The sequence below is a fragment of the Bacteroides togonis genome (assembly GCF_900130135.1).
In the GTDB taxonomy this organism is placed as follows: domain Bacteria; phylum Bacteroidota; class Bacteroidia; order Bacteroidales; family Bacteroidaceae; genus Bacteroides; species Bacteroides pullorum.
In genome coordinates this window covers 153,189-179,202 of record NZ_LT670820.1, presented here as the reverse complement: position 1 = coordinate 179,202, position 26,014 = coordinate 153,189, and the positions used below count along the sequence as shown (strand labels likewise).

9 protein-coding genes and 2 pseudogenes are annotated in these 26,014 nt (G+C 51.3%); 4 read left to right on the top strand and 7 right to left on the bottom strand.

From position 1 onward, the window contains the following. Positions 1-66 precede the first annotated feature (66 nt). The 6 genes and pseudogenes from galB to BQ8005_RS00790 all read right to left on the bottom strand — a co-directional run bounded on the left by galB (position 67) and on the right by BQ8005_RS00790 (position 14,121). The gene (gene galB / locus BQ8005_RS00820) at positions 67-2,568 is read right to left on the bottom strand and encodes a beta-galactosidase GalB (RefSeq protein ID WP_075316752.1); all 2,502 of its coding nucleotides are present in this window, start codon (positions 2,566-2,568) and stop codon (positions 67-69) included. Positions 2,569-2,582: 14 nt separating this feature from the next. Further along, a complete protein-coding gene (locus BQ8005_RS17565) occupies positions 2,583-4,805 on the bottom strand; it encodes a GH92 family glycosyl hydrolase (RefSeq protein WP_075318818.1) in 2,223 nt (740 codons plus the stop codon). Between the two features lie 552 nt (positions 4,806-5,357). Further along, positions 5,358-6,836: pseudogene (locus BQ8005_RS17560) on the bottom strand (beta-N-acetylhexosaminidase); the annotation flags it as partial. Positions 6,837-6,871: 35 nt separating this feature from the next. Beyond that, the gene (locus BQ8005_RS00800) at positions 6,872-9,193 is read right to left on the bottom strand and encodes a GH92 family glycosyl hydrolase (RefSeq protein ID WP_075316751.1); all 2,322 of its coding nucleotides are present in this window, start codon (positions 9,191-9,193) and stop codon (positions 6,872-6,874) included. A gap of 20 nt (positions 9,194-9,213) precedes the next feature. Then, complete coding sequence (locus tag BQ8005_RS00795; RefSeq protein WP_075316750.1) at positions 9,214-11,538, bottom strand: glycoside hydrolase family 20 protein; 2,325 nt, start codon at positions 11,536-11,538, stop codon at positions 9,214-9,216. A gap of 19 nt (positions 11,539-11,557) precedes the next feature. After that, positions 11,558-14,121, bottom strand: a pseudogene (locus tag BQ8005_RS00790) (beta-mannosidase). A 170-nt stretch (positions 14,122-14,291) separates the two neighbouring features. Here BQ8005_RS00790 and BQ8005_RS00785 point away from each other — a divergent pair. The 3 genes from BQ8005_RS00785 (at position 14,292) to BQ8005_RS00775 (ending at position 22,147) form a co-directional block, all read left to right on the top strand. Continuing rightward, positions 14,292-16,358, top strand: a complete 2,067-nt coding sequence (locus BQ8005_RS00785) for a GDSL-type esterase/lipase family protein (RefSeq protein WP_075316749.1) — start codon at positions 14,292-14,294, stop codon at positions 16,356-16,358. Positions 16,359-17,182: 824 nt separating this feature from the next. Beyond that, positions 17,183-20,482, top strand: a complete 3,300-nt coding sequence (locus tag BQ8005_RS00780; protein WP_394334108.1) for a SusC/RagA family TonB-linked outer membrane protein — start codon at positions 17,183-17,185, stop codon at positions 20,480-20,482. Positions 20,483-20,497: 15 nt separating this feature from the next. Then, on the top strand, positions 20,498-22,147 hold the full coding sequence (locus BQ8005_RS00775; RefSeq protein ID WP_075316747.1) for a RagB/SusD family nutrient uptake outer membrane protein: 1,650 nt from the start codon (positions 20,498-20,500) through the stop codon (positions 22,145-22,147). A gap of 125 nt (positions 22,148-22,272) precedes the next feature. Here the strand turns inward: BQ8005_RS00775 and BQ8005_RS00770 are convergent, their stop codons facing one another. Continuing rightward, entirely contained in the window at positions 22,273-23,643 is a 1,371-nt protein-coding gene (locus BQ8005_RS00770) for an ATP-binding protein (protein WP_083610591.1), read from the bottom strand. Between the two features lie 341 nt (positions 23,644-23,984). Between BQ8005_RS00770 and BQ8005_RS00765 the strand changes: the two genes are divergently transcribed. Beyond that, positions 23,985-26,003: a family 20 glycosylhydrolase gene (locus BQ8005_RS00765; protein WP_075318817.1), complete on the top strand. Its 2,019-nt coding sequence runs from the start codon at positions 23,985-23,987 to the stop codon at positions 26,001-26,003. Positions 26,004-26,014: the final 11 nt, after the last annotated feature.

Here is a 26,014-nt window from a genome sequence, read left to right as displayed (position 1 = left end):
CCCGCATTAAATAAACATTGTCGCTTATTTAATGCGGGGATAATCGTAGTACGCAACTCTTACGCGTTACTTGCTCTCCAATTTCAAGACAGCTTTTTTCAGCCCGCCGGCTGTAGCCTCAAGCGTAATGGCGCCCGGTTTATCGGTAGCCGCCACGATAGCGGTCATCATACCGTTGAACACTTTCATCTTTGGAGTCTGGAAGTTTTCCAGCGAAGCCGGATTACCGTTGGCTCCGGCACGATAGACACCTGCACCTTTCACTTTGAAACGAATCTCATTCTCGGCAAGCGGACAAAGATTGCCATCCTTATCCACCACCTTCACCGTGACGAACGAGAGGTCTTCACCGTCGGCTTTGAGTGCCGTACGGTCGGCAGTCAATTCGATATGATGCGGTGCGCCCGCCGTATGTATCTCTTTCTCGGCAACCGCATTTCCATCCTTGTCGTAAGCGACCACTTTCACCGTTCCCGGTTCGTACTTGGTATCCATCCACATCAGGCGATAACGCTGCTGGCGCTTGAAATCGGCTGTGGAAGCGGAATCTTTGCTGTTCTCTATCGTTACAGACAAATCCTTGCTGCGTTTTCCCTGACTCTTGCCATTGATGAAGAGTTCGGCAGACGGGTAATTGGTGTAAACGAATACAGGAGTCACCTCCCCTTCTCTGCCCGCCCAGTTCCAGTGGGGCAGGATGTGCAAGGTCTCTTCCTTCGGATTCCAATGACTGCGATAGAGATAATAACGGTCTTTCGGCAGTCCGGCGAGGTCTATGATACCGAACAGAGAAGAATGGCTGGGCCAATCCGTATAATAAGGAGTGGGTTCTCCCAAATAGTCGAAACCGGTCCAAACGAACTCGCCGATGCACCAGGCGTTGTCCTCGTGCCAGAGCCAGTCATCCTCCGGCAAGTTACTCCAACCGCAATGTTCCACATCGTAGGAAGAAGATTGATGGTCATCATATTTCTGCATGGAACGACGCTCTACCGGGAACTTATATACACCGCGAGAGCTGACCGTAGAAGCCGTCTCGCTACCCAGGACAATGCACTGAGGAAGTTTTTTGTAATTCTCCAAGTACTTATGGGGACGATAGTTGAATCCGGCAACATCCATTGTCGCGGCGATGTTGTTGTTCACCACGGCATCCGGCGCGTCCATGCCCTGCGTGACAGGACGTGTGGGGTCTTCCCGATGACAGATGTCCTGAAGCATACGGGCAAGTTTCGCTCCGCGATTGCCGTTCCACTGGTCGGGCACTTCATTGCCCACGCACCACATCACGACACTCGGATTGTTGCGATAATGCCGAATCAGATTCACCAAATCCTTCTCCACCCATTCGTCGAAAATCTTATGATAGCCGTTCTGCACCTTCGCGCTTTTCCATTCGTCAAAAGACTCGGCCATCACCATCATACCCATCTCGTCGCAGGCACGAATCAGTTCGGGAGCCGGCATATTGTGAGAGGTACGGATGGCGTTGCAACCCATATCCTTCAGAATACGAATCTGACGGCGAATGCCCGCTTCATTGGCGATACCGCCCAAAGGACCGAGGTCATGGTGGTTACATACGCCTTTGAACTTCGTCAGCTTGCCATTCAGGAAGAAGCCTTTATCCGGAATGATTTCCAACGTGCGAATGCCGAAACGGGTTGCATATTCATCTTTCAGCACCTCTCCTTCATACACTTTCGTTTCCGCCGTATAAAGCGCCGGAGTTTCCGGTGACCATAAAGAGGGGTTATAGACTACAAAATTCTGGCTGAAGCAAGTGTCGTCCAACTTATCACCCGGCCTGTCATCCGAAGAGAGCATTTTGCCATCCGCATCCTTAATTTGAGTGACGATGCGGTAATCCGATACATTCTTACCGGCAGGCATCACCAGTTCGGTCTTCACATTGACCCTGGCAAATCCGTCTTTTACAACCGGCGTGGTGACTACCGTACCCCATACGGGAATATGCGCCTCTTCGTTGACGACCAGATGCACATTGCGATAGAGTCCCGCTCCCGGATACCAGCGTGAAGACTTCGGTTCATTCTCCAAACGCACGGCGAGTGTGTTCACTTCGCCCTCTTTCAGATAAGGCGTGGCATCCAAAAAGAAGGAGTTGTAGCCGTAGGGCCAATACCCCGCCTCTTGTCCGTTGACATAGACACGCGCATGGCTCATGGCGCCGTCGAACACCAGTGTAGCCTTCTTGCCCTTCAGGGAAGCAGGCGCCTCAAAATTCAGCCGATACCATCCCACACCGACAAAGGGCAAGCCTCCGGTACGTCCGGCATGTTCCATCGCCTCCTTCTGTCCGTCTTGGGCAATGGCCACATTCTGCTTGTCATTGTTGATGCTGAAAGGGCCGTAAATGGCCCAGTCATGCGGCACCGTCACCGACTGCCATTTGGCATCATCGTAAACTCGTTGGCTGAAGTCCTTACTGTCTTCACGGGTAAACTTCCATCCTTTCTTGAAAGTCTGTACGGTACGCACTTGCGCCTGAAGCAACAGGGGGATTGCCAACATTAAAATAGTTGCAAGTTTAAATTTTCGGTTCATATCTTTTCGATTTATTATTCTTCTTTCATTTCAAATACCATTTCTCCCGAATGTACCAACTCATCGTGGGTGATACGGAAGCCATTGTGTTTCGCTCCATCCAACTTCACCTCCTTGATGTAATCCGACCCGGAAGATGATTTGCGGATAACCAGCTCTTCCTTTCCGTAATAGCGCGGGTCAAGACGCAAGGTTATCTTATCGAATGTGGGGGTAGTCAATGTATAATCCGGCGTTCCGGGACAATCGGGATAAAAGCCCATCATGCTGAAAATGGCCCATGCGGACATTGTTCCGGTATCGTCATTCCCCGGAATGCCGTTCGGCTTGGCCGCAAAATAACGCGCCAGCAACTCCTTGACCAGTTTCTGCGTGCGCCATTCCTCACCGCGGAAATAGCTGAAAAGATAAGGATAAGCGATATCCGGTTCATTGGCAGGGTCATACAATCCTTCGTCAAACACCTTCTGAAGTTTATCCACGAAACTCTTCTTCCCCCCCATCAGCTTGGCAAGCCCCATCACATCGTGAGGAACGTAGAAAGTATAATTCCAGGAATTTCCTTCATGGAAGCCCGGACTCGGCGCAAAGTCAGCCCCTTCCATCGGGTCAAAAGGCGAATAGAACTTACCATCCGGCAGAATGGGACGAAGCGTACCGAACTCGCGGCAATAATAATGCTTGTACCCCATAGAACGTTTATAGAACAGCTCCGCATCTTCCTTCTTGCCCAACGCCTTCGCAAAACGAGAAAGGGCATAATCGGCAATGTAGTATTCCAACGCATGGGAAACCGAGTTGTCATACTGCTCCCGCAAAGGCACATAACCCAAAGAATAATAGTCATCGGCATCGGGCCGCATCAGATTGACCGCCCCCGGAGAAGTGGCCGACTTGTACATCGCCTCGTATGCCGTCTTGACATCAAAATCGCGCAAGCCCTTCATCCAGGTATCCACTATGACAGGAATGGAGGGGTCACCTTCCATCGTCAGCGTTTCGCGCCCATAGAGTTCCCATTTGGGCATCCAGCCATGCTCACGATACATATCGAGCATGGTACGCACCATATCAAGCTGCCGGTCGGGGAAAAGCAAAGTCATCAACTGATGAACGTTCCGATAAGTATCCCACAGCGAGAATACGGTATAACGGTTTCCTTTCACCGTGCGTATCTCACCGCTTTCCATCGCCGGATATTGTCCGTTGACATCTTGCAAGACATTGGGATGTATCAGGAAATGGTACAAAGCCGTATAGAACACCTGACGTTGCTCTTCCGTCCCGCCTTCTACCAGGATGCGGCTCAAATCGCTGTTCCACGCCTGGCGGGCAGCCTCATGCAACTGTTCGAAACTCTTTCCCGCTTGTTCCGCCTCCAAGTTTTGGCGGGCATTGGCGATGCTCACAAAAGAGACTCCCATGCTGACTTCCACCTGTTCGTTTTCATCGGCATCGAAGGTGAACCATACACCGATGTCGTCCCCACTCATCTCCTTCGTATAGTTGGGATAGATTTTACGGGTGCCCGACGTATTGTCCCACTGCGCCTCTACCCCCATCTTGCGCATCTGTTTCCAATAGCCGCGGGTTTTCGGGGCCTTGTTGAGCTTCATCACAAAATAAATCGGGAATACCGCGTTGGGATTATAGCAGAAAGTTCCCAGCACCTTGCTTCCCTCTATCTCCGTATCGCTTACAAAACGGACGGTGGCACCGCTTTCATTCGTCAAGCCCTCCCCTAAGTTCAACAAGACATTGCCTTGTCCGGCGGGGAAAGTGAAACGGGCACGTCCGGTACGGGGAGTGGCGGTCACTTCCGTTTTTATGCCATATTTGGTTAAATAATTCGTATAATAACCGGGAGTGGCCTGTTCGTCCTTATAGGAACTTCCGTACTGCATATAGTCCACATTCAGTTCACCCGCAGTGGGCATCAGCAACAAGGAACCTAATTCGGGACATCCCACACCACTCAGATTGACATGAGCGTAGCCGGTAAAATAGGTATTCTTGTATTCGTATGGCGTGGACCACCAGCGGCTGTCCTTATCGATGTTACCGTTCACAGCTCCCATCACGTTGAAGGGAACCACGGACATCATGCCTTGCGGACACACCGCACCGGGATTGGTCGTACCGTAGTTGGTAGTCCCCACAAACGGATTCACATAATCCACCGGTTGCCGTTCACCGCCTTCTACTACAATCTCATCCGTAAAAATCCAACCGCCGATGTTCTTGTCGGCATGCGCCTGGTAACGGATGTAGCGGGCACGGGTCTCCCCTTTCCAACCGTATTTCTTGATGCAGACAATGGAATCTTTAGATACCACGTTGTTCAGATGTGTCAATTCCGTAAAGTTCTCTCCATCCGAAGAAGCAGAAATGATGATTTCGGCAGGCAAGAAGATTTCCGGTCCTACGACCTGCATAAAGTCTGCGCTGACTGTGCGAACCTCCTCTTCCTTCTCCAAATCAATGGTCACATCCAGACGGTCGCGCGAGATAAAGCCCTGCCACACGCCGTCGGCATTGGTCCATCCTCCGCGAAGCCCATCGGTCAGCGCCTTGTCGCCCTGCGCCTTGTAGTACTCGTTATAAGGAGCATTGTACTTCACCGGTTTTCCAAAAGCCAAATGCTTGATGGGTTGAAGCGACTCAGGACGGTCGCCTATCTCCTTCTTCAGCGGGAAAGGATGATACCCCTTGGAAAGCAGCCAATCCACTTCACGCAAAGCGCTTTGACGGAACAGATTGTACGCCTTACGCTCCGGCTGGCTCCAAGCCACTTCCGCAAGCGCCAGAATACGGGGATAAATCATATACTCATAATGCTCATCCGTAGGAATATACTCCGCCCACAGATTCGCCTGCACCCCATACAGCAGTTTGGCATCTTCCGCCGTAAACGAATCGGGAACAGGATTGTAGGAATAAACCTTGGACAAAGGCAAATAACCTCCGATTGCCTCCGGTTGCGAATAGGGCGCGTCCTGATAGTTATCGAAATAGCAATAAGCGCCCGGCGTCATCACGGCACGATGGCCCGACTTCACAGCCTTGAGCCCGCCTTCTTCCCCACGCCATGACATCACGGTAGCATTGGGAGCGAGACCGCCTTCCATGATTTCATCCCATCCCAACAGCTTGCGGCCGTGCTTGTTGAGGAATACCTCCATCCGATGAATCAGATAGCTTTGCAGTTCATTCAGGTCTTTCAACCCCTCATCCTTCATACGCTGCTGGCACTTGGGGCAACTCTTCCAAGCCTGTTTACCGGCCTCATCGCCTCCCACATGGATATACTCGGACGGGAAAAGTTCCATCACTTCGGTCAGCACGTCTTCCAAGAAAGCGAATGTTTTCTCATTGCCCACACAGAAATCGGCACTCGTATAGGGCTTTCCCTGGCACGAAAGTTCAGGATAAGCCGCCAAAGCCTCTTCCGAATGAGCGGGCATCTCGATTTCGGGAACAATGGTGATATGACGCTCGGCGGCATAGCGCACCAATTCACGGATATCGTCCTGCGTGTAGTAACCACCGGATGCGGAAGGGTCTGTTTCCTCGCAATATTTACGACCTCCGGGAACATTCCACCACTCTTTCCAAATGGCTTCAGGACGCCATGCGGCAAACTCCGTAAGCCGGGGATATTTCTTAATTTCGATTCTCCATCCGGCAGCGTCCGTCAGATGCAGGTGCAAGCGGTTGATTTTGTAACGCGCCAACGCATCTATCTGTTTCATCAGAAACTCTTTCGTGCGGAAATGGCGTGAAACATCAATCATCAGGCCTCGGTACTCAAAGCGGGGCGCATCCTCTATACGGACGGCATCCACTCGCCAAAGATTGTCTCCGGCAGGTTCCGCCAACTGAAGCAGCGTCTGCAAGCCATAGAAAAGTCCGGTGTCCGTAGTCGATGAAACGGTTATGCCATCGGCATTCACTACCAGCGTATATCCCTCGGAGGAAGAAGAGGCGGACGGCAGCTTCTGAAGGGAAATAGAGCCGGCCACGTTCTTCGCGACTATTTTCCTATTCAGGAAAGAAGGCTGGGAAGAGAGATAGGCAAGCAACCCCTCTCTCTCCGCTCCTTTCAGATTGGTATATATCTTCGTCTCTTCCGTAATACGGAACGAGTCATCTCCTTTCGTTTGCTCCACGTGCCGCGGTACGGGAATAACCCGCTGCGCCGACACATTTCCAAACGAAAAGGATGCCGCAAACAGGAAGACACTCAAGAATGTTTTTACATGATACATATCAGGCTGTGTTTAAATCATTTATACTATGAATTTTATTCGGCGCCCCACTTCGTCGGCTTATCCGTCATCACCACTTCCAGCACTCCACCTTCCATCAGCTGTTGATGGGTGAAGTAAGGTTTCGACAAGACGTTTCCGTTCAGCGTAGCACTCTCTATATATTTGTTAGCCGCCGAATTGTTCTTCGCCACAATGCGGAACTCCTTACCTTGAGGAAGACGAACAGTAACGGCATCGAACAACGGGCGGCCGATGGAATACTCCGGATTACCGGGACAAAGCTGATAGAATCCCATGGAGTTCATCACATACCACGCGGACATCTGGCCGCAATCCTCATTACCGGAAAGTCCGTTAGGGTCGTTGAAGTATTGGTTGTGAAGCACATTGTCCACCAGTTCTTGAGTCTTCCATGGCTGTCCCACCTTATTATACAGGTGCAGGATATGATGGCTTGGCTCATTACCGTGCGCATATTGCCCTATCAGCCCGGAGATGTCGGCAGAAGTCTGGTCTCCTTCCAAAGCGGAATCGGCGGTAAACAGAGAGTCCAGCTTACCGATAAAACCTTCACGGCCTCCCATCAGTTCAACCAGCCCGTCCACATCTTGCGGAACAAACCACGTCCATTGCCAGGCGGTGCCTTCGCAATAGTCGTCTTCACGGTGATTGCTCGAACGGGGATTGAACGGCGTGCGCCACTTGCCCTCCGCGTCCTTTCCGCGCATGAAGCGTACGGAAGGGTCAAAATAGTGACGGTATGAACGTCCGAATTCGGCATAACGCCGCTGCACCTCATCCTCGCCCAAGGCTCCCGCCAATTGACTGATGCACCAGTCGTTGTAGGCATATTCCAGTCCCTTGGCCACCGCCTCGTGTTCCTTGTCACAGGGCACATAACCCAATGTATTCTTATAATATTTAGAGATGGGCATCAAGGCGGCGTGCTTCAGATAATCAGTAGTGGCAATCGGCGCCAACGTATCATATTCCGCGCTACGCAAACAGGCTTCCAAAGCCAGTTTGGCATCAAATCCGCGTTCTCCCTTCATGTAGGCATCCACAATCACAGGAACGGCATGGTAACCAATCATCGTACCGGTATAGTTACCGGCAAGTTCCCACATGGGCAGAATGCCTCCGTCCTGATACTGTTTCAGCAAAGCATTGATGAAGCGGACGTTCTTTTCCGGTTCGATAATGGTCAGCAACGGATGCAGGGCGCGGAAGGTATCCCACAAAGAGAAGATGGTGTACATCGGCTTATCCGCTTCGGCGGTATAGATTTCCCGGTCCAAACCGCGATAACGGCCGTCGATGTCGGTAAACAGGCTCGGAGAGATGCCCGTATGATAGAGCGCCGTGTAGAATACAGTGTTCTGCTCAGCGTCTCCCCCCTCAATGTTTATCTTGCCCAGATAGTCGTTCCAGTCACGACGCGCATCGGACTTCACTTGTTCAAAGTCCCATCCCGGGATTTCAGCCAGGTTCTTCCTCGCCCCTTCCGCGTCAACGGAAGAGAGCGCCACTTTGACCAACACCTGTTCATCCTTGGCTGTCGCGAAATGCAGCAACGCCTTCTTCACCGGCAACGGGCGTTTTCCCTCAATCTGCCGGATAGAATCTGTCAGGATATCACAAGTGAAAGGTTTGGAGAACACCGCTTCGAAATAGACGTCGTGTCTCCACGCCCAACTGTTGGTATTTTTATAACCGCGAAGGGTCGAATCGTTCACCATTTCCAGACTGAGCGCCCGGTTGTGCTGCCCTTGCAAAGCATAGTCCAAATCAAGGATGAACCCCGCCTCGCTGCTTTCCGGGAAGGTATAGCGGTGCAACGCTACACGTGAAGTCGCGGTCAGTTCCGCTTTCACCCCATAGCTGTCAAGAAATACGGAATAATAACCGGGCGATGCCACCTCGTTCCGATGCTGAAAGCGTGAAGCGTATGGCAGAGTCTGGGCTGGCGAGCCGCCTGTCGCCGCGAAGGAAGCGTCGGAAGCCGACACTTCGGCAGATGACTTGGTACGCTGTTCACCTACGGTAGGCATCAGCAGGATTTCACCATAATCTCCACAACCTGTACCGCTCAGATGAAGATGCGAGAAACCGTTGATAACGGTGTCCGTATCATAATAACCGGAGCAAGCGTCCCATCCGTAAATGCGGGTATCGGGTCCCGGTTGTATCATTCCGTTGGGAACGACAGCACCGGGGAACGTGTGTCCATGTCCTCCGGTGCCAATAAACGGATTGACATAATCCGCATAATCTTTCTCTACGGCTTCTGTGCCGCAACTTGCAAGGAGCGCCCCTAAGGCCACTCCCCACAAGTATTTATTTGCTGATTTCATTTTTTTCGCGACTGTTGTTTTTATTCGATTACGATTTCATCGACAAACAAGAAACCGAAATTGCCTTTACCACCGTGCCAGGCAGGAATGGAATGTTCGGACAGAGCCAGCACACGTACATAGCGGGCGGTAACCGGGTCGAAAGTCTGCTTATGCTCATACAGTCCGTTGCGGTCGGTTTCCGCCATCGCCGGATACTCCTCCGAGAAAACCTTGGTAAAATTCTCTCCATCTTCAGACACTTCGATAGTGACGCCACGCGCGTCAAATACCCAATCGCCCTTCTCCACGCAAGTAGAGAAAGAGACGCTTGAAATCTCAGTAGGCTGCTGCAAGTCGATAGTCACATCCATGTCGTTCCGATAGAACGCAATCCAACGGCCGGTCTTGTAATTGCCGTTACCTCTCAAACCATCAGTCAAGGTAGATACGCCATTGAACTCATATTGTTTGTTCACCGGCTGATTGGCCACAATAGGTTTGCCCGTGGATTTGCTGAAATTGATTTGTTCCGTAAACACGCGGCTGTTACCTTCCGGACGTATAGCCATCGCCTTCAGCGTACAGTTCTCCTTAATGGAAAGTACAGCTTCCGCTACGGGAGAGGCGGCGGTAGGTTCCGTGCCATCCAATGTGTAGTGGATAGGAGCGTCGTCAATCGTCTTCATACGTACATCCACGGCACCGGTCTCCGCATTCGATTGGAAATCAACCGTCACGTCAAACACGTGCTTGGCGTAGTTATAGCCTTCCGTCTGGTAGTTCTTGATGAGTCGCGGCAGACGAGTCAGGAAGTCCTGATAATTCTTCTTTTCCGGTTGGCTCCATTGAACCTCACAGAGGGCGGCCCAACGCGGCAAGCACATATACTGCAACTGCGCGAGCGTAGGAATATACTCCGTCCAGTGATTAGCCTGCACGCCAATGATATATTTCTGTTCCTCCGGAGTGAGTGAAGCAGGCATCGGCTCGTAGCTGTAAACACGTTCTATCGGCAGATAACCGCCGATGGCTTCCGGTTCATTTTCTATATCCTTCGTCTGATAGTAATCAAAATAGAGATAAGTGTTCGGAGTCATAATCACATCGTGGTGCTGCTTGGCGGCCTCAATACCACCGCCTTCACCGCGCCAAGACATCACCGTGGCATTCGGGGCAAGACCGCCTTCCAGCGTTTCATCCCAACCTATCATCTGACGGCCGTGCGCGTTCAGGAACTTCTCGCCGTGGTTGATGATGAAACTTTGCAGATACTCCTCCTTGCTATGCTTCTCATCGGACTTAATGCCCAACGCCTTGACGCGCGCCTGGCATTTGGGACAAGTCTGCCACTTCACCTTCGGACATTCATCGCCGCCAATGTGGATATATTCGGAGGGGAAGATGTCAATGATTTCAGCCAATACGTCATCGATAAACGTCAGCACATCGTCGTTACCGGCACAAAGCACATCGTCGGAAACGCCCCAGATAGTCCATACGTCATACGGGCCACCCGTACATCCCAGATTCGGATAAGCCGCCAATGCAGCCTGCATGTGTCCGGGAAGGTCGATTTCAGGAATAACCGTGATGTAGCGTTCGGCGGCGTATGCCACGATTTCCTTCGCCTGTTCCTGCGTATAGAAACCGCCGTAAGGCTTTCCGTCATATTTTCCCGTATTATGGCCAATCACCGTCTCCTTACGTTGAGAACCGATTTCGGTAAGTTTCGGATACTTCTTGATTTCGATACGCCAGCCTTGGTCATCGGTGATGTGCCAGTGCAGGCGGTTCATATTGTGCAGAGCCATCATATCAATAAAGCTCTTCACCTCTTCTACCGTAAAGAAGTGACGGCTTACATCGAAATGCGCGCCACGGTAGTCGAAACGGGGAGCATCCTTTATCTCTACACCCGCCAATACCGGCGTGCTGTTTTCCACTACGGGGATAGACTTGCGCAGCGTTTGGATTCCATAGAACACGCCCGCCTCGCTCGCGCCGGAAATGACCACGCCATCACCGCTCACTTTCAGTTGATAGGCTTCCGGCTTTTCGGCGCCCGGAGCCAACTGAAGAAGGATATTCCCTTTGCCTTCTGTTCCGGCCACAGCCTGATACGTTTTTCCAGTAGCCTTCTGCAAATACTCCGCCAAATACTCCGCATTGCGCCGCATCGCGTCATTACCTTCCGGATAAACAATTTTCACACCGCCGCCCAACGTAAATTCGCCATTGGCCGCCATTACGATTTCCTGGGGAGCAGGAATCACTTGGTAATTCGCTTCCGTTTTTTCACCGGAGCAGGAACACAACCATCCGGTTGTGAGAACCACCGCTACTGTCTTCAGTAATTTTCTCATATTCGTATAATTAATGAAATTAATAAGTTTCCCGTATATGTTTGATTGTTATTTCAGGAGTTGTCCCTTTCTTTATTTCAGGAGAAGTAATCACGATTTCGCGTGTTTCTCCCGGCAAGAGGTCAAAGAAGTTATCCGTGAAGCGCGCGCCCTGGTAAGGAATCTGCACGAATACGTCTTTAGCCAGCTTGGAGGAGGAAAGCGTCACCTCGCAACGGCCATCCCGCACTTTCACCTTGCGGTTCACCTTCGTTTCAGGCAAATCCAGGTCCTTGGTCGGCAGGAAATAGTGAACCTCCTTTGTTATTTCTTTACCCTGACGGTCTTTCAGAGAGAACGCCACATAGCACTCCTTACGCCGCTCTTCACTCACCCATTCATCCAGGGCGACGCTGAAGACCTTGGCCGAAGTATTGGCGGCAACCTCCACCTTCACAGACTTCCGGAGCAACTTCCTGCCCTCGAAATCCATCAGGCGCATATCCAGCGTCAGTCCGGAAGAATCCTCCAGCTTATCGGAAAGCAGATAGACATTCAGATTCCCGTTTTCTTGAATCGGATTGATGAGCAGCGGCGCGAACGCGCGTCTCGCCTGATAGTGCAACGCTTTCCAGTTCCCGTAATAGTCGATGCTCGACCACGACACTACCGGCCAACTGTCGTTCAGTTGCCAATAGAGCGTTCCCATGCAGTAGGGACGATGGCGGCGGTGCGCCTCCAGGCAATGGCGGATTCCCTGTCCTTGCAGCACAAGGCCTACATAGACGAAATCCTCGAATTTCTCGGGAACGATGAAGTCGCGTTCCATATAAGTACGGATTAAGTCGTTGCCCTGCGAGCTCTTCTGGTGCGCCTTCATCACTTCGGATTCTATCTCATAGTCTTCGGGAGAGGCGAAAGCGGCGATGGTCTTCATTTCAGGGAAAGATTCAAAACCGAATTCGCTTTGGAAACGTCCGATTTCCGTGTCGGACGACTCGAACGTTTTCTTTCCGTACCAAATGCCCCAGTTATGGCTGTCACCGATTTTCCAGGAGTCGGGACGTCCCCAGTTGGCGAAATAGGGGGAGGAATGGACATAAAAACGCCCCTCGTCCCACTGCTTCACCTTGGCGGGAAGCAATTCACGGAAAAGTTTGTCGTAGTTACGGTAAAACTCTTCATACACCTCAGGAGTATAGCGCGACTGCCAACCCCAATACTTCAGCCCCTCCAGCACCTCGTTGTTGCCGCACCACATGGCCAGGCAAGCATGGTTGCGCAAACGCCTGATGTTATAGTCCGCCTCCTCGGAGACACGTTTCAGGAACGTCGGGTCGGCCGGATAGATGGTACATCCGAACATAAAATCCTGCCATATCAGGATGCCGTTCTCATCGGCAAGGTCATAGAAGCGGTCGTCCTCATACGTGCCGCCCCCCATACGCGAATGACGTTCATATTGGCCTCCTTGATGTCGCGGAACAGAGTAGCGTAACGCTCATCGGTCATCGCCGGAAGCAGGGCGTCATTGGGGATGAAGTTCGCTCCTTTGGCGAACATCGGAATGCCGTTCACCTCGAAAAAGTAAGATTCACCGTGCTCGTCCTTTTCATTCACCAACCGGACGGTGCGCAGACCGATGCGGTGGCTTTCGGAAGCGACCGCCTTTCCGCGGCAGACCACTTGCGCCGTAAAGTCATACAGCACAGCCTCTCCCCAGCCGTTCGGCATCCAGCGCACCGGGTCCTTGATTTCTACAGGCACCCTCACACGGTTGACGCCGGGATTCAGCGTCACCTGCCGCCTGACGGTGAGAGGTTCTCCCCCCTTCAACGAGCAGGAAACGATGATTTCGGCTTCCTCCTTTTCGGGCGACACGCTGTTTATCTCCAATTCGTTGGAGAGTTCAGCCAGCCGGTCGGTCAGGGAGAGTTGCTTCACATGGTAATCGTCAATGGTCGCCACATCGTAAAAGCGCAGCGTGACGGGGCGCCAAATGCCGCTGGTCACCATACGGATGCCCCAGTCCCAGCCATAGCTGTAAGGCGCCTTGCGGGTAAACACGCTCAACCGTTTGTCCGCATGGTCGTTGTCCGCCGGATAGTCGAAACCGTTGGAAGCCCACTGCGGCAACGCCTCCTTGATGGGCGAACGGAAAAAGATGTGCAACCTGTTCTCGCCCGGACGGAGCACCTCCTTCACCGGAACGGAATAGCCTACAAACATATTGTCCGCCTTCAGCAGCAACGCTCCGTTGAGATAGACGTCCGCGTAGGTGTCAAGCCCCTCAAAAGTCATCAGGGCCGCCTCCCGGGAAAGTTGTCCTTCGGTCAGGGTGAAAGTGGTTTTATATTCCCAGTCCTCATTCTCTACCCATTGGATTTTCTCCTCATTCATTCCCCAAAAAGGATTGGGCAGCAAGTGCCTGTCCAGCAGGTCTTGATGTACGGTTCCGGGGACAGTGGCAGGCATCCATTCGTCCGTACCCGACCGCGCGAATTTCCACCCCTGATTCAGCGTTAAAATTTCAGAAGTATCCTCAGCCCGGGCATACAGCAGGCTAAAGCAAGCGACTAAGACATATAAAAATTTATTTTTCATCTTTTTAGATAAAGGATTTTGCGCAAATATACTACTTATCTGTGGAAAAGCACACAACCTATTACTATATTTTTTTAGTTTTTATCGCAGAATAATTAAAATGCATTCGCTGCATCTGTTCGTTTTTACTAATTTTGCGCTATCAAATCAAAATTTTAATCAAAGATACCATGAAAAAAATTATCCTTTACTCATTCATCATGCTGCTCGCCTTGTGCGCCTCCGCTCAAAAGCGCACGAAAGTGGCATGCGTGGGCAACAGCATCACTTACGGCTATCTATTGCCCGAGCGCGAGACACAAGCCTACCCTTCACAACTGCAACAACTGTTGGGTGAAACCTATCAAGTAGGCAACTTCGGCAAATCCGGGGCGACCTTGCTGAACAGAGGACACCGTCCTTATATGCAACAAGAGGAGTACCGCCAAGCCATCGACTTCGCCGGCGACATCGTGGTGATTCATTTGGGAATCAATGACACCGACCCGCGCGACTGGCCCAACTACCGGGACGAATTCATCCGCGACTACCTGGCGCTGATTGACAGTTTCCGCACGGCAAAGCCGGATTGCCGGATTATCATCGCCAAACTGACCCCCCTCGCCGACCGTCACCCGCGCTTCGAATCGGGCACACGCGACTGGCGGGGAGAAATCCAGCAAGCCATCGAAACCGTGGCGCGCGTGGCCAACGTGCAACTGACGGATTTCGAGAAACCGCTATATCCCTACCCGTACCTGCTGCACGACGCCATCCATCCCGACCCGGAAGGCGCCGCCCTGCTGGCGAAGACCGTCTATTCCGCCATTACCGGCGACTACGGAGGCCTGCGGATGCCCATGACCTATACAGACCGGATGGTGCTTCAGCGCGACCGCCCCTTGCCAATCAAAGGCACAGCCGACGCCAACGCCCGAATCAAGGTGAAGATAGCCGGACAGAAAAAGAGCGCGCGAGCGGGCGACGACGGCATCTGGCAAGTGACACTGGACCCTCTGCCCGCCGGAGGCCCCTATACCCTGACCGTCACCGACGGAAAGACGACCTTATCTTATAAAGAGGTATTGGCAGGCGAAGTATGGCTCTGCTCCGGCCAGTCCAACATGGAGTTCATGCTGAAAGCCGCCACTACCGCCGAACAAGAGGTTCCGGCAGCAAACGACGACCAACTGCGCCTGTTCGACATGAAAGGCAGATGGCTGACCTACGCCGTAGAGTGGCCGGAATCCGTGCTCGACTCGTTGAACCACCTCCAATACTACAAAGAAGCCCGCTGGGAGACCACCGTTCCCGAAACCGCCCGCAACTTCTCCGCCATCGCCTACTACTTCGGGAAGATGCTGCGCGACAGCCTGCAAGTGCCCGTCGGACTGATTTGCAACGCCGTGGGAGGTTCGCCCGCCGAAGCCTGGATAGACCGCGCCACCCTGGAATACCAATTCCCCGCCATCCTGCGGCAATGGACCCGCAACGACTTCATCCAAGACTGGGTACGCGGCCGCGCCGCGCTCAACATCAAGAAGTCCAACTATAAAGAGCAACGCCATCCCTACGAGCCCTGCTACCTCTACGAGGCGGGCATCCGTCCCTTGGAGAGTTTCCCCATCAAAGGAGTCATCTGGTATCAGGGCGAATCGAACGCGCACAACTTCACGGCGCACGAAAAGCTGTTCCACCTGCTCGTGGAGAGCTGGCGCAAAAACTGGAGCGACGAGCAAATGCCTTTCTACTACGTGCAGCTTTCCAGCATAGACCGCCCTTCATGGCCTTGGTTCCGCGACAGCCAGCGAAAGATGCTCTACGACATCCCGCACACCGGAATGGCGGTTTCCAGCGACCACGGCGATTCGCTGGACGTACATCCCCGCAACAAGAAACCCATCGGCGAACGCCTGGGACGCTGGGCGCTGAACGGCACCTACGCCCACAAGCAGGTGACGCCTTCGGGACCCCTGTTCCGCGACGTTGAGTTCCGCGACGGCGCCGCCTATCTGACTTTCGATTATGGAGAAGGCTTGCGCAGCTCCGACGGACAGCCCATCCGCACATTTGAAATCGCGGAAATCGACGGCCTGTTCGAGCCTGCCGCGGCGGAAGTGGAAGGGAACCGCCTGAAGGTCTATAGCAAGAACATCCGGAACCCGCGCTACGTGCGCTACGGATGGCAACCGTTTACACGCGCCAACCTGGTGAACGGAGCGGGACTTCCGGCTTCCACCTTCCGGACGGGAGAATAGTTTTTCACCAAGTTCAAGCCTTTTGTAATCAAAATTAATTACATTCAAATCTAAAGCCACCAATTTACAATCTGAAATCAGCAATCAGAATCTCTTCTTGCCCGAACCGTGTCCGCATCGTCCTTTCTTCGTATGTTCTTCGTATATTCTCCCTATCCTATAGATACGAAGAACATACGAAGAACATACGAAGAAGACACGGTTCTGACAAGAGTCAGACTGGGAGGAAACGGGTAGAAAAAGGGATAAAAAGCCCCAAACAGAAGAAACGCATTTCCTCCACCGGGAAATGCCGATTGCGGAGCAAGCATAGAAAAGTTCTTACATATTTGAGAAAGGGGAAAATGCGGAAGGAACTCCGCCACCACACCTTCGCCTATTGGCGATTTAGCGATTTGGCAAACGGAGCCAGATGAGAAACGAAACGATAAGCGAATAACCGACTACTCACCTTTAAAAGCCTGCATGAATTTTGTTCTTTCAAAAAAACGTCTAATAGTATGTTTTTTAACATATATCATCATGCTTTTCACCTCAGACAACAAAAGAAACAAGATATTTTAAAAATTTTTTTATTAACATTTCGACATTAATAAAAATATTACTATTTTTGCCGCGGATATTAAAGTTCACCCCAACGTAAGGCCTTGGTTAAACTTAACATTTAAGTATAAAGGGACTTTATTAGATGAATAAAATTAATATCTGAGATGGAAATGGAGAAAATAGGTATTTTATTATAAACCTTAAATTTCATTATTATTATGTTTAAACGATTCAGAACTGTCAGCATGATGTTGTTCTTGTTAGGAGCTCCGGCAGGAATGACATTCGCTGCAATCCCCGACGCGAACGGGGTACATGCCACACAACAGAGTGGCGTTTGTAAGGGTGTGGTGAACGATGAGTTTGGACCTGTCATCGGTGCGTCTGTAGTAGTGAAAGGAACTACGAATGGCGTGATTACCGACATCGACGGTAACTTCTCTCTGTCCGGCGTGAAAGAGGGCGCCATCATCCAAATTTCATTTGTGGGTTACAAGACGGTAGAAATGGCCTGGAAAGGACAACCGCTCAACATCACGATGAAGGAAGACTCGGAAATGTTGCAGGAAGTCGTGGTAACGGGTTATGGAGGCAAGCAGTTGCGTACCAAGGTGACGAACTCTATCTCCAAAGTGAGCAACGAAGCCCTGTCGGTGGGTGTACACTCCAACCCGGCACAAGCTTTGTCCGGTGCCGTTTCCGGTTTGCGCGTCATCCAGTCATCCGGTAACCCGGGCGCAAAGCCTTCGATGGTGTTGCGTGGTGGTACAAACTTCAATGGGGAAAACAACGAGCCGCTTGTAATGGTGGACGGACAAATCCGAACCACCGGATTGAGCGACATCAACCCCGAAGACATCGAATCCATGGAAGTGTTGAAGGATGCCGGCGCAACCGCCATCTACGGTGCGCGTGCCAGCAACGGTGTAGTGTTGGTAACGACCAAAAGCGGTAAGGAAGGACGCATGGAGGTCAATCTGAAGGCTCGTTTCGGTCTCAACTACGTAAATCTGCCGCACGAATTTGTCGATGCGCACGATTACCTCTATTGGATGCGTACCGCCTATAGAGACACCCCGTGGGCGCCGAAAGGAAACCTGACCGGAAAGACTCCGTTGGGTACAGGAAACGACATCAACGACCCGGGTATGCAGTGGAATGTCATGGGCTACAAACCGGAATACGACTACCTGCTGCAAAAAGGATGGGCCAAGATGGAAGACCCTGTCAATCCGGGCGAATACTTGATTTACAAGAACACCAACGTGGAAGACTTCAACCTGAACAGCCCTGCCTTTACCCAGGATTACAACGTCAATTTCACCGGCGGTAATGACAAAGGCACTTATTATGCCGGCTTGGGCTACAACAAGTCGGAAGGTCTCCCCGCAACTTCGTTCTACGAAAGATACAGTTTCGTGTTCAACGGCTCATACAAACTGACCAAATGGCTGAAGTCCACCTCCAACTTCTCATTCAACCGTGCCAACTGGGACAGCATGCCCGGTTCTCAGGGAAATGAAGCCAACTACTTCGGCCGCATCATGTCTGTTCCGGCAACCGCCCGCTACATGGACGAGGACGGCAATCCGTTGCTGGGTCCCAACGTGGGTGACGGTAACCAGACTTTCCAGAACGAAAAATGGACGGAAGACAACCAGAGCGACAAGTTCACCATGGTGCAGAAGCTGGATATCGACTTCATGAAGAATTTGACGTTGAGCGCCTCCGCCAACTGGTACTATTCCGAAATGGTACAGGAAGCGTTCACGAAAGACTACCAGATTAACCAGGCAGGCACGCAGTTCAACCGCGGACGTGGCACCTCGTTCCAGTTTGAGCGCAGCTTCTCGCAAACCTACAACGCCATCTTGAACTATAACACAACCATCAAGAGAGACCACTCGCTGGCGGCCATGTTGGGTATGGAGTACTACTGCCTGCAAAAGAAGGGTGTGAAAGCCAGTGGTAGCGGCGCTCCTACCGATGACTTCGGCGACTTGGAACTGACCGACCCGGGTGAAGGCAAACGCAGCATCGACAGTTGGCACGAAGAATCGCGCATCCTCTCTTATTTGGGCCGCGTGAACTACGACTACCAAAGCAAATACCTGGTAAGTGCCGTATTCCGCTACGACGGTTACTCTTCCTTGCTGGACAACCGTTGGGGATTCTTCCCCGGTATATCCGCCGGTTGGGTATTCGGAAAAGAGGAGTTCATCCAGAACGCTCTGCCGTTCATGTCGTTCGGTAAGCTGCGTGCGTCTTATGGTATCAATGGTAACGCCAGCGGCATCGGCCCATATACGTTGCAGGGAAGCTATGTCCCCGCTTTCAAGAATAACGACAAAGTGGTTTACAACGGAAATACAGGTTTCTTGATTGGAACACTGCCCAACCCCACGCTGCGTTGGGAAAAGACCAGAACGTTTGAAGTAGGTGCCGACCTCAGTTTCTTTGAGAACCGGCTCAACGCCAACCTGACCTACTACAACCGCTTGACCTCTGACAAATATGCCGACTTCAAGTTGCCGCCCTCTACCGGTTTCTCCTCCATTACAAACAACAACGGTGAGTTCAGAAACCAAGGTATCGAAATCGAGCTTTCGGGCACAGCCCTCAAGCTGAAAGACTTCACTTGGGATTTGAGAGGCAACATCACGTTCAACAAGAACAAGATTGTGAAGCTTCCCCACAATGGCCTTGACCGGAACCGTCAAGGCGGTTATGAAATCTATACCGGAAAGCAGAATCCGGACGGCTCATACGAGAAGAAATGGGTAGGCGGTTATCAAGAAGGCATGGAACCGGGCGTGATGATAGGATTCGTCAACCAAGGTATCTTCCAGAGCGATGAGGAAATCAACGCCGCTTATCCTTCGGGAATGGTAATAGCCGGAAACCTCCAGAATAAGATTCAATATACGCCTGCCAAGTGGGCGACCTTGACCGAAGAAGAACGTTCCAAGGGTGTGTTGATTCGTCCGGGTGACTTAAAGTGGAAAGACATTAACGGGGATGGCATGATAGACCAATACGACAAAGAAGTGTTTGGAAACACTACTCCGCGTTGGACCGGCGGTCTGACCAGCACCATGCGTTGGAAAGGCTTGACTTTCTATGCCGCCATGGACTTTGCGTTCGGATTCAAGAACTACGACTGGGCAACGGCCTGGTACATGTCTGCCGGACAGGGTACTTACAGTATGCCGACTCAGGTATTCGATAGCTGGACAGAAGAAAATCGCAATGCCAAATATCCGCGCTACCAATATGCCGACTTCCTTGGCCCGGCAAACTGGGGACGTGTATCCGACTTGAACGTATATAATGGCGCATACCTCGCTTTCCGCGAATTGGCATTGTCTTACAGCTTGCCGAAAACGTGGATAAGCAAAGCCTATTTGCAAAAGGTAGAGCTTTCTATCACTGCCCAAAACTTGGGCTATTTGACAGCTGCCCCCGTGGCACAGCCTGAGGTGTCCCGTGTTCCCAACCCGAACGGAAACGGTTTGGCTTCCGGTACCGGCTACCCGATGCCACGTACAGTGCTTTTTGGTATTAACGTAACATTCTAAACGACTTCAATCATTATGAAAAATATAAAAACAATCATGGCACTGGGTGCAACCCTGTTCGTTGCAGGTGCCTTCACAGCCTCCTGCTCGCTGGATTTGGAACCGCAGGATTATTACGGAAGTACGTCTTATTGGAAAAACGAATCCCATGTGTTGAGCTATGTGGACGGCTTGCACAAGCATTTGCGCGACCATGCCTACAACCACACCATTCTGATGGGCGAAATCCGCAGCGGCATGTATGTGGACGGTGTGGCCTATGACGGCATGACCACCAGTTACGGAGAGTTCCGCTTGCAGAACCTTGCCGAAAACGTTCCGGGATTCACCAACTTTGCCAACATCTTTGGACGTATCACCAACTGTAACCTCTTGCTGGCACGTACACCCAACATCGACATGCCGCAAGCCAAGAAGGATTACTGCATGGCTATCGCCTATGGTTTGCGCGCCTTCTATTACTTCGACCTTTACCGTGCTTGGGGCGGTGTTCCCTTGCGTTTGGGCGTTGAGGTAATCGACGGAGAATTGGATCCGACCAAGCTCTATATGGAACGTGCCAAGCCAAGCGCGGTGATGGCTCAAATCAAGGCTGATGTGGAAAAGTCCATTGAGTTATTCGGCGACCAATCCGGTTTCAATGTATTGGGAAGAGGCAATAAGGTGTATTGGAACAAGGCGGCTTCCGAATGTCTGGCAGCCGAAGTGTATATGTGGAACGCCAAAGTGACCGTAGGTGACCAGCAAGCCACTCCCGCCGACATGGAAAAAGCCAAAGCATATCTGAAAAAGGTGGAAAGCAGCTACAACCTGCAAATGTTGCCGAACTTTGCCGATGTATTTGAGGCTAAGAACCATAAGGCAAACGATGAAATCATCATGGCAATCCGCTATGCCGAAGGTGAGGCAGGCAATAATAACATACAGTGGTTGTATAATACCGGTACAGGTTCCGCACGTCAAAGCGGCTATCTGGAAGACGGAACTAAATGGGATGACCCGTTAGGATTGAAGACCGGAGGAAACATGTCGATGGCACACTGCTTGGCATTGTGGAATCAATTTGATGATAACGACATGCGCAAACGCGCCACGTTCTTGGCTCAATATCGCTACGAAGACCCCGAAAACAAGGAAGGCTGGCATCTCTATGGTATTCATACCCAAAAGAACATCGGTTACATCAACTCCGTGGGCAATCGCGTGTATTGCGGCGACTATGTGCTCTACCGCTTGCCGTGGGTTTACCTTTCACTGGCGGAAGTTGCCAACTTTGAAGGCAACAATGACGATGTGGAGAAATACATCAACCTGGTACGCGAACGTGCCTACGGCGAAGATTGGGACAAAGCTACTTACGGCTATACCGCAAGCAACTTTACCGAAAACGAATATGCCATCCTTGCCGAAAAGGATAAAGAGTTCATTCAAGAAGGACAGCGCTGGTGGGATTTGCGCCGTATGCAAGAGACCAAAGGCGGCAAGCACTTCGTCTTCTGCCAAAGGGCTGCCTTGCCGACCAATGACGGATTGGTTTATCCCGTGCTGAATGATGACAATGCTTACAAGGTATTGTGGCCTCTGGACAAAACCATGTTGGACAACGACCCGTCCCTGAAGCAAAACAAAGGATATGCCGACCCGGACAAATGCGTTGATTGGTAATTATCGGTTGTAACCGGATATAGAAAGAGGGTGTATTGCAAATGACACACCCTCTTTTTTTATTATTAAGTCATTGCTTAAAAAAATGGATTTATCACCAATAACTGAAAGCCGGGAGAGAACCGTCACAACAATGGCGTCATGTACAACGGAAGATACAAGATGCCGTCCTCCTCTTTTACATCCTTATCGTGAAGCACGTATGCGGTGGAAAGCAGACCGGCATATTTAGCCCTGTATTTCTTCAGCGAAGTGAACGTATAGACCTTGCCCGACTTCACCTCAATGGGTGAAATGTTATGCCGACTGGTAGTTTTCGCCTTAGCGATCAGGAAATCTATCTCCATACGGTCTTCGGACGAAACGTTTGAATTCTTGCTATAGAAATACAACTTATGCCCTGATGCACGCAACATCTGAGCCACAATGTTTTCCACCAGCATCCCCTCGTTTACCTCCAACTTGCCGAACATGAGTTTCTTATAGAGTTCTTCGCCCACAATACCGCGTTCGTCAAAAGCAAGACTAATAAGCAGTCCCGTATCGCCCATGTAGCACTTCAAGGTAGTGCGCTCCTCGTTCAGCCTCAATCCGATATTGGGTTCTGTGGCGTTATAGCAGCAATTGATAATCTTGGCATCACTCAGCCAAAAGAAAGCATCGGCATAATCGCGCATACGCGCCTGGTTCTGTAAAGCCGACAAGCGGAACTTTTTCTCGTGCTTCTGCAACTGTCCGGGAATTTCATCGAAGATGGCAGTCACTTTCATCTCCTGCCCTTCGGCATATTTCTTGATGTCATTCCGATACAAAGCCAAAATGTCGCGCTTTATCTCGTCCACCTTCTTAAAGTCATGCGTTTCTACATACTTTTCTACCGCCTGAGGCATCCCTCCTACGATAAGGTACTGCCGGAAACAATCCAACGCCTTGCGATGGAAAGCCCCCATCGGCATACGCTTTTCCCAATGGTGCCGGATGAAAGGCATCAGCACTTCATCGCCCATCGCCCAAAGAAATTCTTCAAAATCCATCGGGTGCATTTCGATGGCGTGCTCTTCGGAGGGTATCATGATGTCCTTTACATTCTTCTTAATGGAGATAAGCGACCCCGTTTCGATATAGTCGTAACGTCGGTCAGCCACCAAGTGCTTGATGGCGGCACGTGCCCGAGGACAGAACTGCACTTCATCGAAAATAATGAGCGACTGAGCTTCCCCGTCCGCTTCCTTGCGAGGCGTCAGTTTGCATTTGAAATACACCTCCAGACTCATGAAAAGCATATCGAAATCGTCCAGATAGAGGTCGAAGAATTCCATGACCCGAGGGTTCACCTTGCTGAAATCTACCAGCAAATAGGAATCATATTCCCGGCGGGCAAATTCCTCCACAATATAACTCTTGCCAATACGGCGCGCCCCTTCAATGAGCAAGGCGACTTCCCCCCTCCTATTTCGCTTCCATTCAAGCAAATCCTGATATATCTTCCGTTTCATAACTACATACATTTACACATAATCGAGAATTCCGCAATGCTTTTTTTACACATAATCGAAAATTTTATCACCGGCAAAAATACACATAATAATGAAAAAGACAAAGAATCGTGTCGGGGATAATCATCAAATTTCCACTTAACCAATTCATTTATAGCAAGTCTATCCATCATTCAACCGCTTGCTCACATTCAATGAATGAAACATACCGCAAAATACACAAAAAAATGAACGAAATGTATTCTGACAACAATACGAAAAAGTGCTCCATTTCTTTGTGCAATCCATACATTTTGATTATTTTTGAAATCAAAATCATATATTATCCTTTATCTCAGATTATGAAACATGTACTGCATTTCTTGTTCAGCCTGCTATGTTGTCTGGCTGTTTCGCCGGCCGTACAGGCAGAGGACTGCCACCTGTTGCCCCGGCCGCAAAAGTTTACGCGCTCCGCGAAAGGTTTCCATTCGGAAACGGTAAAGATTTCGACTCCCGTACTGCAAGGCGAATGGGAGGACTTCGTGACGGAGCGGGGTGGCAAAATCAATGAGCGTGCGAACGCGCTTATAGAAGTAAAGCTGGTCCCTTCCATTGAAGAGGCCGCACAGAATCAAGCGGAGGCTTACCGGTTGACCGTAGCGCCGAAGAAAATCACCGTGGAAGCGACCACCGAACAAGGGGTGTATTGGGCCATGCAGACACTGGCGCAATTGCAACGCGGCGGAGCAAGGAAACTTCATTTCGAAGGTTGCTCCATCACCGACTGGCCCGCCTTCCGCGTGCGCGGTTTCCTGCAGGACGTGGGACGCAGCTACATCTCGGTGGAGGAGCTGAAGCGGGAGATTGAGGTGCTTTCCCGATTCAAAATCAATGTCTTCCACTTCCATCTGACGGAAAACCAGTCGTGGCGGCTGGAAAGCAAAATCTTTCCGATGCTGAACGACAGCGTAAACACCACACGCATGCCGGGCAAATACTACACCCTGGAAGAAGCCCGCGAACTGGTGGATTTCTGCAAAAAACACGGGATGACGCTGATTCCGGAAATTGACATGCCGGGACATAGCGCCGCCTTCATACGCACTTTCCGGCACGATATGCAAAGCCCCGAAGGCATGAAGATATTGAAGCTGCTGGTCGAAGAGGTTTGCGAAACGTTCGATGTGCCCTACCTGCACATAGGCACCGATGAGGTGAAGTTTACCAACAAGGACTTCGTGCCCGAGATGGTGGCATTTGTCCGCTCCAAAGGCAAGAAGGTAATCTCCTGGAACCCGGGATGGCACTACAAGCCGGGCGAGATAGACATGACCCATCTGTGGAGTTACCGGGGAAAGGCGCAGCCGGGCATTCCCGCCATCGACTCCCGCTTCCATTACCTGAACCACTTCGATACGTTCGGCGACATCATAGCCCTGTACAACAGCAAGATTTATAATGTGGAGCAAGGCAGCGACGACATGGCAGGAGCCATCCTCGCCATCTGGAACGACCGCCTGGTGGAACCGGAGCGCAACATCATATTGGAGAACAACTTCTATCCCAATATGCTTGCCATGGCGGAACGCGCGTGGATAGGCGGAGGAACGGAGTATTTCGACAAGAACGGCACCATCCTTCCGGGCGAGGACACGGAAGAGTTCAAGGCTTTCGCCGACTTTGAAAAACGCATGCTCTGGCACAAGGCGCATACCTTCAAGGGATACCCGTTCGCCTACGTGAAGCAGACCAACGTGAAGTGGAACATCACAGACGCGTTCCCCAACGAAGGCGACCTGGCGAAAGCATTTCCGCCGGAAAAGGAACTGAAAGAGAGCTATCAGTACGAAGGCAAAACGTACCAGACCCGTGAGGCCATCGGCGCCGGCATCTATCTGCGCCATGTATGGGGGAAGATGGTACCTACCTTCTACAAGGAACCGCAGGAAAACCATACCGCATACGCCTATACGTGGGTTTACTCTCCTAAAGAGCAGGAAGTAGGGCTATGGGCTGAATTCCAGAACTACGGGCGTTCCGAAATGGATTTGCCCCCTCTACAAGGGACATGGGACTACAAAGGCAGCCGCATCTGGCTGAACGGTACGGAAGTGATGCCCCCGGTATGGAGCGCAACGCATCGGGTGAAATCCAACGAAACCGCCTTGGGCAATGAGAATTGCGTGGCACGTCCGCCCCTGAAGGTCCATCTGAACAAAGGCTGGAACAAGGTGTTGCTGAAACTGCCTGTCGGCAAGTTTTCCACTCCCGAGGTGCGGTTGGTGAAATGGATGTTTACGGCGGTATTCGTCACTCCCGACGGGGAGAATGCGGTAGAAGGACTGATATATTCGCCTCAAAAGAAACTTCTGAAATAAAAAGACAAGTC